The organism is Microbacterium alkaliflavum (genome assembly GCF_044325405.1).
Taxonomy (GTDB): Bacteria; Actinomycetota; Actinomycetes; order Actinomycetales; family Microbacteriaceae; genus Microbacterium; species Microbacterium alkaliflavum.
Genome location: NZ_JBIQWL010000008.1, coordinates 30,279 through 45,719, shown reverse-complemented (window position 1 = coordinate 45,719; position 15,441 = coordinate 30,279). Strand labels below are relative to the sequence as shown.

General features: G+C 72.1%; 10 protein-coding genes. 4 read left to right on the top strand and 6 right to left on the bottom strand.

Going from position 1 to position 15,441, the window contains the following annotated elements; translation table 11 throughout:
• Positions 1-26: 26 nt before the first annotated feature.
• Complete coding sequence (locus ACH3VR_RS17770; RefSeq protein ID WP_397557652.1) at positions 27-800, bottom strand: DNA-formamidopyrimidine glycosylase family protein; 774 nt, start codon at positions 798-800, stop codon at positions 27-29.
• 12 nt (positions 801-812) lie between these two features.
• The gene (locus ACH3VR_RS17765) at positions 813-5,555 is read right to left on the bottom strand and encodes an ATP-dependent helicase (RefSeq protein WP_397557651.1); all 4,743 of its coding nucleotides are present in this window, start codon (positions 5,553-5,555) and stop codon (positions 813-815) included.
• 156 nt (positions 5,556-5,711) lie between these two features.
• Between ACH3VR_RS17765 and ACH3VR_RS17760 the strand changes: the two genes are divergently transcribed.
• Complete coding sequence (locus ACH3VR_RS17760) at positions 5,712-6,173, top strand: hypothetical protein (RefSeq protein ID WP_397557650.1); 462 nt, start codon at positions 5,712-5,714, stop codon at positions 6,171-6,173.
• Positions 6,170-8,308, top strand: a complete 2,139-nt coding sequence (locus ACH3VR_RS17755) for a bifunctional polysaccharide deacetylase/glycosyltransferase family 2 protein (RefSeq protein WP_397557649.1) — start codon at positions 6,170-6,172, stop codon at positions 8,306-8,308. Before ACH3VR_RS17760 ends, ACH3VR_RS17755 begins: the two co-directional genes overlap by 4 nt.
• Before the next feature lie 28 nt (positions 8,309-8,336).
• Here the strand turns inward: ACH3VR_RS17755 and ACH3VR_RS17750 are convergent, their stop codons facing one another.
• The 4 genes from ACH3VR_RS17750 to ACH3VR_RS17735 form a co-directional block, all read right to left on the bottom strand.
• Positions 8,337-8,522 (bottom strand): PspC domain-containing protein, encoded by a 186-nt coding sequence (locus ACH3VR_RS17750; RefSeq protein ID WP_397557648.1) that lies wholly within the window; start codon positions 8,520-8,522, stop codon positions 8,337-8,339.
• Between the two features lie 37 nt (positions 8,523-8,559).
• On the bottom strand, positions 8,560-10,266 hold the full coding sequence (locus ACH3VR_RS17745; RefSeq protein ID WP_397557647.1) for an ABC-F family ATP-binding cassette domain-containing protein: 1,707 nt from the start codon (positions 10,264-10,266) through the stop codon (positions 8,560-8,562).
• Positions 10,267-10,616: 350 nt separating this feature from the next.
• Entirely contained in the window at positions 10,617-11,279 is a 663-nt protein-coding gene (locus ACH3VR_RS17740) for an alpha/beta hydrolase (RefSeq protein ID WP_397557646.1), read from the bottom strand.
• A gap of 20 nt (positions 11,280-11,299) precedes the next feature.
• Positions 11,300-11,977 (bottom strand): TetR/AcrR family transcriptional regulator, encoded by a 678-nt coding sequence (locus ACH3VR_RS17735; RefSeq protein WP_397557645.1) that lies wholly within the window; start codon positions 11,975-11,977, stop codon positions 11,300-11,302.
• Positions 11,978-12,123: 146 nt separating this feature from the next.
• Here ACH3VR_RS17735 and ACH3VR_RS17730 point away from each other — a divergent pair, with 146 nt between their 5' ends.
• Together ACH3VR_RS17730 and ACH3VR_RS17725 are read left to right on the top strand one after the other, a co-directional pair.
• Positions 12,124-13,794, top strand: a complete 1,671-nt coding sequence (locus ACH3VR_RS17730; protein ID WP_397557644.1) for an amidohydrolase — start codon at positions 12,124-12,126, stop codon at positions 13,792-13,794.
• On the top strand, positions 13,791-15,428 hold the full coding sequence (locus ACH3VR_RS17725) for an ABC transporter substrate-binding protein (protein WP_397557643.1): 1,638 nt from the start codon (positions 13,791-13,793) through the stop codon (positions 15,426-15,428). Before ACH3VR_RS17730 ends, ACH3VR_RS17725 begins: the two co-directional genes overlap by 4 nt.
• Positions 15,429-15,441: the final 13 nt, after the last annotated feature.

Here is a 15,441-nt window from a genome sequence, read left to right as displayed (position 1 = left end):
GATCGTCCGCCGCGTATGAGGCTCGCTCAGCGCTGACACGACGGGCACCAGAAGACGATGCGCTCACGTGTCGGATCTGCGCCGAGAGATCCGCCTTCGATGAGCGTTCCGCACCGGCGGCACGGCCTGCCCTCGCGGCGGTACACCCACGTCGTGCGGCCGGGCCGGGCGTCGCCCGTGAAGGTGCGGTCGATCCGTTCGCGATTGGCTCGGATCATGCGGGCGCCCAGATCGACGAGGGCGGCGGCATCCGTCTCATCCGCCGGACGAGTGGGGAGGATGCCGCGCACGAACAGGATCTCGTTCGCGTACTCGTTGCCGAACCCGGCGACATTGCGCTGATCCTGGAGCGCGACGTGCGCGGGACGATGATCGGCGCCGAGGCGGCGCGCGGCCTCGGCCGGATCCCACGCGTCGGACAGCGGATCGGGGCCGAGGTGGTCGACGAGACGGCCCTCATCTCGGGTGGGGACCACTTCGATCTCAGCGAGGTCGAATCCCACCGTCTCGCAGCCCGCGACGGCGATCACGGCCCGCGCCTTGAACGCGGGTTTCCGCCACCGCTCGCCCGCACGGTAGACGTGCCACTCACCCTCCATCTTGAGGTGGGAGTGCAGCGTCCAGTCGCCGACGCGATGCAGCAGATGCTTGCCGCGGGACACCACGTCGCGCACGATCTCGCCGCGCAGATCGACCGTCGCCGCCTGCGGCACGCGCAGCTCGAACCGTGTGACCTCGCGACCCGCGAGCACGTCATCGAGTCGCCGCGCCGTGCGGAAGACGGTGTCGCCCTCAGGCATCCCGGACCATCGCTAGGCGCGCGCCGCCTCGCGCGCGGCGTCGCCCGCCGTGAGCCGGCGCAGGGTCAGCCCGCGCGGGGACTCGACGAACCCGGCATCGCGGAGCGCCTGTCCGACGGGACTCGTGTAGACGAACGCGCCGTTGATCTGCTCGATCGTGAGGGTGTCGAGCCGTCGGCTGCGGGCGGTCGCCGCGAGATCGCGCGCCGCCGCGGCGAGGCGCTCGCCGTCGTCGGTGAACACGAGCGCGGATTTGCCGCCGCGCTCGAGGTAGAGGGTCAGCGCGCCGTCGACGAGCACGACGAGTCCGCCCGCCTTGCGGCCCGGCCGGTGGCTCACCCCCTCGAGGGCGGGCCACGCCAGCGCCGCGCCGTAGGGGTTGGCGGGATCGGTCGCGGCGAGGGTCACGGCGTTGAGAGGCGGCGGGTCGGGGAGCCCGGCGAACTCGCGCAGCCGGTCGACCGTCGCCGACGCGGCGAACTGCGCTGCGCCGAGCTTCTCGATGACGTACCCTCGCCGGCAGTGCCCCGCTTCCTCGAAGCCCGCGAGCACGCGGTACGTCTGGGCGAAGCCGCCCGGCACGCCCTCGGACTGCACTGCTCCGCGCGTGACGACGCCGTAGCGGTCGAGCAGCAGGCTCGCCGACGCCGTCGCACGCAGCGACGGATCGGGTTCGACCTCGGGCAGCAGCGACCAGCGCCCGCCGACCGACGGCGGCCGGGGAGGAACGGATGCCGCGACCGTGCGCACCGCCGCGCCCCGGTACATCCGCGCCCGCGGCGTGCGCCGCGTCACCCGGTGCGCCTGCGACCCTCCCGTGAGCAGGGTGCGGACGGGGGCGAACGTGTCGTTGGTGACGCGCCCGCTCCACGTCAGGTTCCAGAGCGCCTCGATGACGGACAGCTCGTTCTCGGCTCCCGTGAGCTGACGCAGCTGCGTCGCGAAGTACGCGCCGCCCGCGGACAGCGCCTCGAGCAGCTGCGTCTCGAGGCTGCCGGGCGCGATCTCGTCGTCGGGAGGGGTGAGCGTCAGCGGTGCGGCATCGGCGGGATGAAGGGCGATCCAGCCGTCGTGCCCCGGCAGTGAGCCATGCCCCGACCAGACGACCTCTCCCGTCGCCGTCAGCTCGTCGAGCATGCCGGGCGCGTAGTCCGCGACGCGGGCCGGCAGCACGAGCGACTCCCATGCGCTCGCCGGAATGGGCACGCCGGCGAGCTGGTCGATGACGGCGGCGACGCCGTCGATCCCCTCGAGCGGGCGGGCGAGGTGCTGCCACACGGGCAGGAAGCGGGCATACGCATGCTGCGAGACCGGCTCGACACTCCCGCGGATCGCGGCGAGCGACCGCATCCTGAGCCGCCGGAGCACCTCGGTGTCGCACCATTCGAGATCGTCGCCCCGGATAGCGGAGCCGGTGGCGGATCCCGCGGACGGGTCGGGCAGGAAGAACCCGCTCGACACGCGGCCCTGCGACTCGAGCCGCTGCAGCGTCTGCCGCACGACGGCGACGCCGACCCCGAATCGCGTGGCGATGTCGGCGGCGGCGAACGGCCCGTGCGTGCGGGCGTGCCGCGCCACGAGATCGCCGAGGGGGTCGGCGAGCGGGTCGAGGAACGCCGTGGGGATGCCGACCGGCAGCGCGACGCCGAGCGCGTCGCGCAGGCGCCCCGCGTCTTCGATCGCCGCGATGCGCGCCACGCCGGCGATCGTCACGGGGATGGCCCGGCGGGCCGCGATGAGGGCGTCGAGATGAGCGGATGCCTCGCCGGTCAACCGCGGCGCGTCGGCGACCGGCGGCTCGGCGCCGGCGGGCGGGTCGGCGGGCTCCAGGCGCTCGGCGACGTCGGCCGCGTCGAGCGGACCGAGCATGCGGAGGAGATCGGCGACGCCCTCCACGCCTCGCGCCTTGCGCTCCGGGTCGAGGCGCTGCGCCTCGCGTTCGAACTGCGCGATGACGGCGGGGTCGAGCAGCTCCCGCATCTCGACCTTGCCGAGCAGCTCCGACAGCAGCGCGGGGTCGACCGAGAGCGCCGCGGCACGCCGTTCGGCGAGCGGCGAGTCGCCCTCGTACATGAACGCGCCGACGTACCCGAAGAGCAGATCGCGGGCGTACGGCGACGGCTGCGCCGGCTCGGTCTCGACGAGCCGGATGCGGCGCTCGCCGATGCCCCGTGCGATGCCCAGGAGCGCCGGGACGTCGTAGACGTCCTGCAGCACCTCGCGGAGCGTCTCGAGGATGATCGGAAAGGTCGGATACCTCCGCGCGACCTCGAGCAGCGCCGCCGAGCGCTGGCGCTGCTGCCAGAGCGGACTCCGGCGGTTCGGGTTCATCCGCGGCATGAGCAGGGCGCGCGCCGCGCACTCGCGGAAGCGCGAGGCGAAGAGGGCCGATCCGCCGACCTCGTCGGTGACGAGCTGCTCGAGCTCGTCGGGGTCGAAGACGAACAGCTCGGCGCCGGGGGGCTCGGCCGTGGCATCCGGGATCCGCGCGATGATGCCGTCGTCGCTCGCCACCGCCGACCCGTCGACCCCCAGCCGCTCGCGGATGCGTGCGTTGACGGCGAGCGCCCAGGGGGCGTGCACGGGCATGCCGAAGGGGGAGTGCAGGATGACGCGCCAGTCGCCGACCTCGTCGCGCCCGCGTTCGACGGTGAGCGACTTGTCGGTCGGGAGCGTGCCGGTCGCCTCGCGCTGCTCGGCCAGGTAGGCGAGGAGGTTTCCGGACGCGTTGTCGTCGAGGCCGGCGTCGCGCAGACGTGCCTCGGCGGCCTCGGGCGCCGCCGTCGACACCTCGCGGGCGAACGCGCCGAGGGCTTCGCCGAGCTCGGCGGGGCGGCCGAGGCCGTCGCCATGCCAGAAGGGCACCTTGCCGGGCTGGCCGAATGCGGGCACGACGTTGACGCGGTCATGCGTGATCTCGACGATGCGCCAGCTCGTCGTGCCGAGCGTGAAGACGTCGTTGACGCGCGACTCGTAGACCATCTCCTCGTCGAGCTCTCCGACGCGCGCGTTCTGCGACTCGCCCGCGACGAAGACGCCGAACAGGCCTCGATCGGGGATCGTGCCGCCGCTCGTGACGGCGATGCGCTGGGCGCCGGGCCGTCCGGTGAGCACGCCGAGGTCGCGGTTCCACACGACGCGCGGCCGGAGCTCGGCGAACTCGTCGGACGGGAACCGCCCCGCGAGCAGATCGAGCGTCGCCTCGTACGCCGAGCGGGGGAGAGCGCGGAACGGCGCGCTGCGCTTGACGGTCTCGTACCAGCCCTCGACATCGACCGGGCCGACGGCGCACGCGGCGACCGTCTGCTGCGCGAGGATGTCGAGCGGATTCTGCGGCACGGCGATCGCCTCGATGCGCCCTGCGAGCATGCGCTCGGTGACGATCGCGGTGTGCAGCACGTCGCTGCGGTGCTTCGGGAACAGCGCCGCGCGGCTGATCTCGCCGACCTGGTGCCCCGCGCGTCCGATGCGCTGGAGTCCCGATGCCGCCGACGGCGGCGCCTCGACCTGGATGACGAGGTCGACGGCGCCCATGTCGATGCCGAGCTCGAGGCTCGAGGTCGCCACAACGCAGCGCAGGACGCCCGACTTGAGCTCCTCCTCGACCTGCGCCCGCTGCTCCTTCGACACCGAGCCGTGGTGCGCCTTCGCGAGCACGGGCGCCGCGCCGGCCGTCGACCCGGCCTGCGCCATGGTGGCCGCAGGGATCGTCGGCTCCGGAAGGTCGAGTCCGAGCCGCTCCGAGTAGATCTCGTTGAGTCGCGCCGTGAGCCGCTCGCCGAGGCGGCGGGAGTTGACGAACACGATCGTCGACGTGTTCTGCAGGATGCGGTCGACGATCGCCTCCTCGACGTGCGGCCACAGCGAGCCGGTCATCTCGGTCGACTCGGGCCGCGGAGACGCGAACCAGTCCTCGCCGTCGGCTTCGGCGGGCTCGACGACCGGTTCACCAGGCGGAGGGGGCGGGTTGAGCATGTCGTCGACGGGGACGACGACCGACAGGTCGAACGTCTTGGATGCCTTCGGCGCGACGATCTCGACGGGCGCCGCCCCGCCGAGGAAGCGCGCGACCTCGTCGATCGGCCGCACGGTCGCCGAGAGGCCGATGCGCTGGGCCGGCGGCGAGCCGGGTTGAAGCGACTCGCGCAGGGCGTCGAGTCGCTCGAGGCTCACCGCGAGATGCGCACCGCGCTTGGTCGCCGCGACGGCGTGCACCTCGTCGACGATCACGGTGTGCACGCCCGCGAGGGTCTGGCCCGCCTGGCTCGTGAGCATGAGGTAGAGCGACTCGGGCGTCGTGATCAGGATGTCGGGCGGTGCCGTCACGAGCTTGCGTCGATCGCTCGACGTCGTGTCGCCCGAGCGCACGCCGACCGAGACGTCGGGGAGCGCTATGCCGAGCCGACGCGCCGACTGCCCGATGCCGACGAGCGGGGAGCGGAGGTTGCGCTCGACGTCGACGCCGAGCGCCTTGAGCGGCGAGATGTACAGGACGCGGGTGGGGGATGCCGCGGCCTCGGCCTTTCTACCACGTGGGCGCGCCTGCGTCGCGGGCTGCTTCTCGTGGAAGACCCGGTCGATCGCCCAGAGGAAAGCCGACAGCGTCTTGCCCGACCCGGTCGGTGCGACGACGAGTGCGTGCTTGCCGGCGGAGATCGCGTCCCATGCGCCCGCCTGCGCCGACGTCGGCTGCGCGAACGCGCCGCGGAACCAGTCCTGCGTGGCGGGACCGAACCGCTCGAGCACCTCCCTCATCTCTCCATCATCGCCTGGGCCACCGACATCGGGCGCGCGAAGATGAGAGATTTCTCCTGGTGATTGGAGCATTCTCCCGGGCTTCGGCTGTGCCGCCGCCGTAAAATCGGGACTCGTGCCTGCAGCCCGGACAGGCACGCGTCTTGTCGGAGCGGTATGGAATCGACGTCGGCACGCCCGCGTACGCGAGCGGAGGCCCGCGCCGCGCAGTCGCCGGTGTTCGTCAACCGCTCTGGTCGGCGACTGCGCGGCATGCGCATCCTCGTCGTCGTCGGCATCGCGGCAGTCGCGGCCTATCTCGTGCTCGCGATCGCGTCACTGCTCGGTGCGCCGGCCGTGCGCTCGCCGCTCCTGCCTCCGCCCATCGCGGCCCCGCCCGCACCCGTGCCCGTCGTCGCGGCGACACCGACGCCGCAGTCCGACACGCCGTCGCCGAGCGTCCCCGCGGCGGAGCCCGTGCCGCCTGCCGATGCCGTGCCCGTATCGAAGCCGACGCCCGCGCAGGCTGCTCCCCAGGCGACGTCCGCGCCGGCGCCCACGCCTACGGCCGAGGAGCATGGCAAGAGCGCGTCGGCTCCCGGTCGCACCAACGCCCCGACGCCGCCCGGCAAGCCGTGACCTCCATCGCTCCGACGCGGCGCGCCGCGCGCCGCGCCGCGGCATCCCCGCGCGCCCGCATCCACTGGATAGCCCTCGCGGTGCTCATCGTGGGGCTGGCGACAGCTCTCCTCGTGCACGGCGTGCTGCACCGCGCGTCGCCGGGGCAGGATGCCGCCGCACAATCGACCGCGACATCACACGTGCCCGCCGCGATCACGACCGGCGGGCCCGTGATCGACGCCTCGGCCGATCCGCGCACGGCCTCGCCGCGGGATCGGACTGTCGCGCTCACGTTCGACGACGGTCCCGATCCGGAGTGGACTCCGCAGATCCTCCGGATCCTCCGCGAGCACGGAGTGCACGCGACATTCTTCGTCGTCGGCAGCGCCGCGATCGAGCATCCCGACATCGTCCGCGAGATCGTGGCCGACGGCAACGAGATCGGCGTCCACACGCTCACGCATGTCGACCTCGGCACGCTCCCGGAGTGGGCGCGGTCGCTCGAACTCGGCACGACTCAGCGCGTGCTCGCCGCGGCGAGCGGCGTGACGACGTCGCTGTTCAGACCTCCGTACAGCGCGACCAACGCCGCCGTGTCGGATTCCGCCTGTAGCGCCATGCAGTCGGCGGCCGACGACGGCTACCTCTCCGTGCTGTCGACGACGGACAGTCGCGACTGGACGCGCCCGGGCGCGCAGGCCATCGTCGACGCGGCGATGCCGAGCGGAAGCCACGGCGAGATCGTGCTGATGCACGACGGCGGCGGCGACCGCAGTGAGACGGTCGAGGCGCTGGACGCGCTGCTGACGAGCCTCGAGTCCGGGGGCTATGAAGTGACGACGGTGGGCCACGCCGTCGGGCTCGACGACACGATGACGGCCGCGCGTCCCGCCGACGTCGCGGCAGGCTCGGTCGTGATCGTGGGTGCGACGACGAGTGAAGTCATCGTCGCGGTGCTCGTGGGGATGCTCGCGATCAGCGGCCTCATCCTCCTCATCCGCGCCGTGCTCGTCGTCGGCGCTGCGATCCGCCACGTGCGCCGGACGCGCAGCGAGCTCGGCGAGTGGCGCCACGACGTCTGGGACCCCGTGACGGTCATCGTGCCCGCTCACAACGAGTCCGCGGGCATCGAGGCGGCGGTGCGATCGATCGCCGCGTCGACGCACGAGGTGGAGATCCTCGTCGTCGACGACGGCTCGACGGACGGGACCGCCGACCTGGTCGAGGCCCTCGCGCTCCCGCGAGTACGGGTCATCCGCCAGGCCAACGGCGGCAAGCCCGCCGCACTCAACGCGGGGCTGCGCGAGGCATCCCACGAGCTCATCGTCATGATCGACGGCGACACCGTCTTCGAGCCTGAGACGATCGGGCGCCTCGTGCGTCCGTTCGCGGACCCGATCGTGGGTGCGGTGTCCGGCAACACCAAGGTCGCCAATCGTCACGGCCTCCTCGGCTCGTGGCAGCACATCGAATACGTCGTGGGGTTCAATCTCGACCGGCGGCTCTTCGACGTCGCGGAGTGCATGCCGACCGTTCCGGGTGCGATCGGGGCGTTCCGCCGCTCGGTGCTCGAGCGCATCGGCGGCGTGCCTGCCGACACCCTCGCCGAGGACACCGACCTGACGATGGCGATCGGACGCGACGGCTGGCGCGTCGTCTACCAGGAGGATGCGATCGCCTGGACCGAGGCGCCCGCGAGCTTCGGAGCGCTGTGGAAGCAGCGCTACCGCTGGTGCTACGGCACGCTTCAGGCGATGTGGAAGCATCGCCGCGCGGTCACGCAGTCGGGGGCGGCGGGCACGCTCGGGCGGCGTGGGCTCGGCTATCTGCTCGTGCTCCAGGTGCTGCTGCCGCTGTTCGCACCGGCTGTCGACCTTTTCGCGCTGTACGGCCTGTTCTTCCTCGACGCGCCGCACGTACTCGTGGTCTGGCTCGCGTTCCTGCTGGTGCAGATGCTCATGGCGCTGTTCGCCTTCGCGCTGGACGGCGAGTCGCCGAAGTCCCTGTGGACCCTGCCGCTGCAGCAGTTCGTCTACCGCCAGTTCATGTACCTCGTGGTCGTGCAGTCCGTGTTCACGGCGCTCGCCGGCACGCACCTGCGCTGGCATCGCATGGAGCGCTACGGTTCGCTGCGCGAGCCCGCTCGTCGCTGATGCGGGATCCCGCACCAGGCGGGAACGGCTAGTCGCGCGCGAGCGGGATCAGCAGCCAGAGCAGCGGGTAGAGCCAGAGCGACAGGCCGAAGAAGACGACCGAGCCGACCATGAGCACCCGGATGACGAGCGGGCTCATCTCGAAGCGATCCGCGATCGCGGCGCAGACGCCGCCGATGACGCGACCGGAGCGGGGACGGACGAGCGCAGCCATGCGCCCATCCTGCCCCCTTCGCCCCCGCACCGGTAGATCACCGCTCTGTGAGCGCTCCGCCCCGATCGAGCTCGAGCACGAGGTCGACGCCGAGGCGCTCGAGGAACGCGTCGTCGTGGCTCACGACGAGCACGGCGCCCCGGTAGGCCGACAGCGCATCGACGAGCTGGTCGACCGTGTCGAGATCGAGGTTGTTCGTCGGCTCATCGAGCAGGAGCAGCTGCGGCGGCGGGTCGGCGAGCAGCAGCCGGGCCAGCGCGACCCGGAACCGCTCGCCGCCGGACAGCGTCGAGACGGGCCGGGTCACGGCGTCTCCTCGGATGAGGAACCGCGCGAGCCGGTTGCGCAGCTCGGCCGTCGGCACGTTCGGCGCGGCCGCCGCGACGTTCTCGAGGACGGATGCCGCATCGTCGAGCCCGTCGACGCGCTGCGGCAGGTAGCCGATGCGATCGGTGTGCGCCTCGGCCCGTGCCGCATCTCGGCTGAACATGACTCCGGCCGCCGACGGCCCCGGAATTCCGGGCTGCGAGTTCTCCGGAAGTCCCACCCCGCCGAGATCCGGGACGCCGTGCGCCCCGCCGAGATCCGAGACGCCGTGCGCCCCGACGAGCCGCTCGAGCAGCGTCGTCTTGCCCGCGCCGTTCGGGCCGACAAGGGCGACCCGCTCGGGCCCCTGGACGATCCAGGAGCGTGAGCCGTCGCCGATCGTCGCGATGCGCCGTCCCGCCGGCACATCCGGGTCGGGCAGGTCGATGCGCACGGAGCTGTCGTCGCGCACGCGTCGCTCGGCGGCGTCGAGCGTCGCGCGCGCCGCGGCCTCGCGATCGGCCTTCTCGCCGCGCAGCCTGCCGGCCGACACCTGGGCCGCACTCGCGCGGTTGCCCGCCACGATGCCGGGCACGCGCTTCTCGTGCTGCGCCTTGCGACCCATCGCGGCGCGCTGCGCGAGCTTCGACTCGGCCTCGATCCGCTGTCGCTTCTCACGCTTGACGGCCGCTTCGGCGGCGCGCTCGGCCTGTTTGGCGGCGCCCTGCTCGGCATCCAGCCACGCGCGCCATTGCGAGTACGGGCCGCCGAAGACCGACAGCTCGCTCTCGTACAGCTCGGCGGTCTCGTCCATCAGCTCGAGCAGCGCCGTGTCGTGGCTCACGACGACGAGCGTTCCCCGCCAGCCGCGGACCATGTCGTACAGCCGCGCCCGCGCTTCGCGGTCGAGGTTGTTGGTCGGCTCGTCGAGCAGCGCGATGGGCGCGCCGCGCAGCCGCACGCCGGCGATCGCCGTCAGCATCGCTTCGCCGCCCGACAGCTCGCCGATGGATCGGTCGAGCATGCCGGGGGCGAGTCCCGCCTCGGCGAGGGCGGCATGAGCGCGTGCCTCGACGTCCCAGTCCGACCCGACGGCGTCGAAATGGTGCGGGTCGACATCGCCCGCCTCGATCGCGCGGAGCGCGGCGAGCGTGTCGGCGACGCCGAGCAGCTCGGCGACGGGCCGGTCGACGTCGAGCGTCAGCTGCTGCGGCAGGTAGGCGGCATCGGCCTGCCGCACGATCTGGCCCGTGTCGGGTGCGAGCTCGCCGGCGACGAGCCGCAGCAGCGTCGACTTGCCCGAGCCGTTGCGGCCGACGAGGCCCGTGCGGCCGGACCCGAACGAGCCGGAGACGCCGGCGAGGGCGGTCTGCCCGTCGGACCAGGTGAACGTGATGTCGTCGAGGACGACGGAAGGGGTTTGGGTGCGGAATGGCATGAGGTCTCCTCGGTGTCGTGGATGCACTGACACCGAGGAGCCGCGAAGCGCGCAGGCGTGAAGCCGGGCCGGGAAGCGGCGGAGGTCGACGGGTCAGCGCGGATCAGGGCGCAGACTCGCGTCGAAGATGTCCTCGGGATGACGGACAGGGGGATCGACGGATCAGCGCGTGGTCACAGCGCGTTCGCGACGATCTCCGTCAACGTCTTTCCTCACACTCGGGACAAGGACCGAGCCAGCATAGCGAACCCGGGCTGGGAGGGGAATGGATGCTGCGACCCCGCGCACCTCGCGGGTTCGGGCTCGACCCCTCGACAAGCTCGGGGACCGGGGGCGGCCGCGGGGTCGGGTCAGCCGGCGAGCGCCTCGAGCTGCTTGTCGAGGAAGACGCGCACGTCGGCGAGCTCGGGCTCGGAGACGCTGTGCGTGAGGCCCTGGTACACGCGGCCGCTCAGATCGACGTGCGCCGGGAGCCACTCGACGGTGTGCGCGACGAGGTGCCCGGGGATGACGTCGTCGTTGGTGCCGCGGCCCCAGAAGACGGGCGGCTTGCGCTCGGCGAGCGCCGCGTCGCCGGGGAGGTCGCCGGGCGTCGCGTAGCCCGACAGGTTGACGGCGAATGCGAAGCGCTCCGGGGCGAGCCGCATCGCCTGCAGCGACACCGCCGCACCCTGCGAGAAGCCGAGGAGGCCGACCGGAGAGGGCGCGGGGGCGACGGCGTCGAGCCAGTGCAGAAGGCGGGCGGCGGCATCCGTCGTCCGATTCGGACTCTGGCCGTCGAGCCCCTCGATCGGATACCAGGAGTAGCCGGGCGCGGGCCAGGGGGGAGTCAGGGGAGCGCGCACGGCCGCGACGGCGAACTCGGCCGGCAGGTAGGGCACCAGCCCGAAGAGGTCGCGCTCGTCGGCGCCATAGCCGTGCAGCAGCACGAGGAGCGGGCGGCCGGCGGGCTCGCCCGACCACAGCACGATGTCGGGATCGAGGTGCGGGGTCTCGGCCTGAGGGTCGCTCATCTCCCCATCGTGCCAAAAGATCAGCCTCGTGCGGCGGCCGTCCGCTCGGCCGAGTCGAGGATCATGTCGACGCCCGCGAGGTACGTCTCCTCGTCGCGCACCTCGGCGAGGAGGGCGCTGTGCGCAGCGATCAAGGGGAACTCCCGAGGGTCGGCGAGGATCGCCTCACCCAGCCACATGCCGTCCCATTCGCCGCCGCGCTCGGCGCGGGCCCGGGCGATGTTGGCACTCGTCGAGAGGACGTGTCCGGCCAGCAGGGCGTAGTGGCGCACGAGATCGTCGCCTTCCAGGCCCGCGCGGGCGAAGGCGTCGAGCGTCATCTCGATGGCGGTGTGCTCTCCCGGTCCGTTCGTCGTCAGGACCACGGCTTCGACACCGATGGCGGGGTAGCGCCCGAACTGCCGCAGCGTCATCATCGCGAGCTCGCGCAGCCGCCCGCGCCAGTCTTCGGCGGGCACCTCGATCTCGGCGAGCCCGACCGCGGTGATGTGGTCGAGGAGCGCCTTCATCAGCTCGTCCTTGCTGCGGAAGTGCCGATACACGGCGGTGGGATCGACCCCGAGCCGCGCGCCGAGCTCGCGGAACGAGATCGCCGATACGCCGGGCGTCGCGGCCAGTTCGAGCGCGGCCGCGAGGATCGTCTCGCGGTCGAGCCGGGCCTTGCCGGCGCGCGCGGACGGCGCTCGCTCGATCGACATCATCGCCTCCTCGCAGTCGAAGTGTTCGGTGTGGTTCCACTTTAGGACCGAATGTCACAGTCCTGTCAACGCCGTTGACAGCGATGTTGGCGAAGACCTACTCTCCTCAGCATCCCCCAGTGACGACTCACGGAAGCGAGGCGACTATGGCAGTCGCAGATGTCCTGTTCACCGGCGGCCGGATCTTCACCGGCGCCGGCCTCCCCCTCGCCGGCCACGCGGTCGCCGTCATCGGCGACCGCATCTCGGCGATCGTGCCCGACACCGAAGCGCGGGACCTCGTCGGCCCGGCCACCGAGGTCGTCGACCTCGACGGGGCACTCCTGAGCCCCGGCTTCCAGGACGCCCACATCCACCCGGTCGCGGGCGGCATGGAGCTGCTGCAGTGCAACCTCGCAGGGTCGGTGGATGCCGCGGACTCGGTCGCACGCGTCAAGGCCTACGCCGCCGCCAACCCCGCAGAGGCGTGGATCCTCGGCGGCGGCTGGTCGATGGACCACTTCCCCGGCGGCGCGCCGAGCCGCGCCCTGCTCGACGACATCGACCGCCCCGTGCTGCTGCTGAGCCGCGACCACCACAGCACGTGGGTCAACACGGCAGCCATCCGGCTCGCCGGCATCGACGCCTCGACGCCGAACCCCGCCGACGGCTGGATCGAGCGCGAAGCCGACGGCCACCCCGCGGGCACGTTCCACGAGGGCGCCGGAGATCTCTTCAACGACGTCCGCCCGCCGCACAGCGACGACCTCGCGTTCCGCGGTCTGCTCGCGGCCCAGGACGAGCTCATCGCGCTCGGGATCACGGGCTGGCAGGACGCCATGGTCGGCACCGCGAGCATCATCGCGGACCCGATCGAGGCCTACCGTCGCGCGATCGAGGAAGGGCGTCTCCTCGTCCATGTCAACGGCGCCCAGTGGTGGGAGCGCGACGGCGGCCTCGAGCAGGTGGAGCGCATGACAGCGCGCCGCGACGCACTCGCCGCCGAGGTTCCCGCCGAGCGCCTGACGATCACGACGACGAAGATCATGGTGGACGGCGTGGCCGAGAACCAGACCGCGGCGATGCTCTCGCCGTACAAGGACGCCCACGGCCACGTGACGCACAACAGCGGGCTCTCGTTCGTCGACCCGGCGCTCCTGCGCGGAGCCGTCACGGCGCTCGACGCCGCCGGCATGCAGGTGCACTTCCACGCGCTCGGCGACCGCGCCGTGCGCGAGGCGCTCGACGCCGTCGAGGCCGCGCGCGCCGCCAACGGTCCGAGCGACGGCCGGCACCACCTCGCCCACCTCCAGGTCGTCGACGAGGCCGAGGTGCCGCGGTTCGCGCAGGCCGACGCCGTCGCGAACCTGCAGGCGCTGTGGGCGACGCACGAGCCGCAACTCGACGAGCTGACGCTGCCGTTCCTGCGAGAAGGGGCCGAGCAGCGCCACTACCCGTTCGGCGACCTCGTGCGCGCGGGCGTCAAGCTCGCGGCGGGCAGCGACTGGCCCGTCTCGAGCGCCGACCCCATGGACGCCATCCATGTCGCCGTCAACCGCAGCTTCCCCGGCTCCGGCGCCGAGCCGCTCGGCGGCGAGGGGCAGTGCCTCGACCTCGCGACCGCGATGGCCGCGTACACGTCGGGCACGGCCTACGTGAACCATCGCGAGCACGACACGGGCTGGATCCGTGAGGGCTACCTCGCCAACCTCGTCGTGCTCTCCCCTGACCCCTTCGCCGTCCCCGCGACCGAGATCCACCGCTCCACCGTCCTGTCCACCTGGATCGAGGGGCGTCCGGCCTACCTCGCCTCCGACACCGCAGAGGAAGCAGCATGACCCGCCCGACTCTTCCCCGCGCGCTCGCCGCCACGGCGGCCGCGGCCGCGATCGCCCTCGTCGTCGGCGGGTGCGCGGCATCCGACACCCCCGACAAGACCCCCGTCGACTGGAAGCTCTCCGACTCGACGCCCGCCCCGGCGGGCGACATCGACTCGTTCACGTGGGCGTCGTACGCCGAGCCGTTCTCGCTCGACTACGCCTACGCGTTCGACTACGCCGACAACCAGATCCTCGCCAACGTGTGCGAGTCGCTGCTGCGCCTCAACCCCGACTTCACGCTGAGCCCGGGTCTGGCCGAGTCGGTGGCCCATCCGACGCCCGAGACGTTCGTCTATACGATCCGCGACGGCGTGACCTTCCACGACGGCACCCCGCTCACGGCGGCCGATGTCGTGGCATCCATGAGCCGTCATCTCGACCCCGCCGTCGGATCGTTCTGGTACTCCTCGTATCAGAACGTCGTATCCATCGAGCAGACCGGCGACCGCGACGTCACGGTCACCCTCTCGGTGCCCGGCGTGCAGTTCAACCTGGCGATGGGCAGCTCGGCCGGCGTCATCGAGTCGGCCGCGACCCTCTCCGCGAAGGGCGCCGACTACGGCAACTCGACGGGCGGCGTGAACTGCACGGGCCCGTACGAGCTCGCCGACTGGAAGGCGGGCGAGTCGATCACCCTGAAGCGCTACGACGGGTACTGGGATCCCTCGCTCAAGGCGCACGCCGAGCAGGTGAAGTTCGTCTTCATGGCCGATCCCACGGCGCGCGTCAATGCGCTCGCGTCGGGCGACGTCGACGGCTCGTGGCTCATCCCGTCGTCGGCCGTGCAGCAGCTGCAGGGGTCGAAGGCCGGCGACATGTACTTCGGCCTGACGTCGGCCGTCGGCAGCCTCGTCGTCAGCAACCTGCAGGGCCCCCTCGGAGACCTCAAGGTGCGTCAGGCGCTCATGATGGCCCTCGACCGCAAGGGGATCCTGGATGCCGCGGGCGCGGGCATCGGCGAGGTGACGAATGTGCTCACTACGAAGTCGGTCTGGGTCGGCGCCGATCCTGCGGCCGTCGACAGCGCGTTCACGGATGTCGAGGGGTATGGCTACGACCTCGCCGCCGCGAAGAAGCTCGTCGAGGACGCCGGCGTCGCGGGCGAGGAGGTCACGATCATGACGGCGCCCATCTCGGGCGAGTTCGCCGTCATCTCGCAGGCCACGGCAGCCGCGCTGGAGTCGATCGGCCTGAAGGCGAAGATCGAGTCGGTCACCCCCGGCGCGTACACGGCGCTGTTCTCCGACCCGAGCGCACGCGAGGGCGTCGACCTCTTCTACACGAACTGGTACCTGTCCAGCCCCGACCCGCTCGAGATGTACGCCGTGCTGCGCACGGGGGAGTTCAGCAACTACGGCGGCTGGAGCGATCCCGAGTTCGACGAGGTCGTGAACACCGCCATGGCGATCGACGACCCGGCCGAACGCAGCGCCGAGACCGTCAAGGCGCAGCAGATCGCGAACGCCCAGCTCCCGTGGCTGCCGCTCTACTCGGCTCCCACGACGCTGTTCCTCGGCAAGCGCATCACGGGCGCCGCGCCGTCGATCGCGTACCTCTACTACCCGTGGGCGGCGACCATCGGCGCGCGGTAGCGCCCGATGGTCC

Excerpts from the sequence above, each read along its gene's own strand:
- ACH3VR_RS17770 (WP_397557652.1), bottom strand. The coding sequence starts at position 800 with ATGCCTGAGGGCGACACCGTCTTCCGCACGGCGCGGCGACTCGATGAC.
- ACH3VR_RS17765 (WP_397557651.1), bottom strand. The coding sequence starts at position 5,555 with ATGAGGGAGGTGCTCGAGCGGTTCGGTCCCGCCACGCAGGACTGGTTC.
- ACH3VR_RS17760 (WP_397557650.1), top strand. The coding sequence starts at position 5,712 with ATGGAATCGACGTCGGCACGCCCGCGTACGCGAGCGGAGGCCCGCGCC.
- ACH3VR_RS17750 (WP_397557648.1), bottom strand. The coding sequence starts at position 8,522 with ATGGCTGCGCTCGTCCGTCCCCGCTCCGGTCGCGTCATCGGCGGCGTC.
- ACH3VR_RS17745 (WP_397557647.1), bottom strand. The coding sequence starts at position 10,266 with ATGCCATTCCGCACCCAAACCCCTTCCGTCGTCCTCGACGACATCACG.
- ACH3VR_RS17740 (WP_397557646.1), bottom strand. The coding sequence starts at position 11,279 with ATGAGCGACCCTCAGGCCGAGACCCCGCACCTCGATCCCGACATCGTG.
- ACH3VR_RS17735 (WP_397557645.1), bottom strand. The coding sequence starts at position 11,977 with ATGTCGATCGAGCGAGCGCCGTCCGCGCGCGCCGGCAAGGCCCGGCTC.
- ACH3VR_RS17730 (WP_397557644.1), top strand. The coding sequence starts at position 12,124 with ATGGCAGTCGCAGATGTCCTGTTCACCGGCGGCCGGATCTTCACCGGC.
- ACH3VR_RS17725 (WP_397557643.1), top strand. The coding sequence starts at position 13,791 with ATGACCCGCCCGACTCTTCCCCGCGCGCTCGCCGCCACGGCGGCCGCG.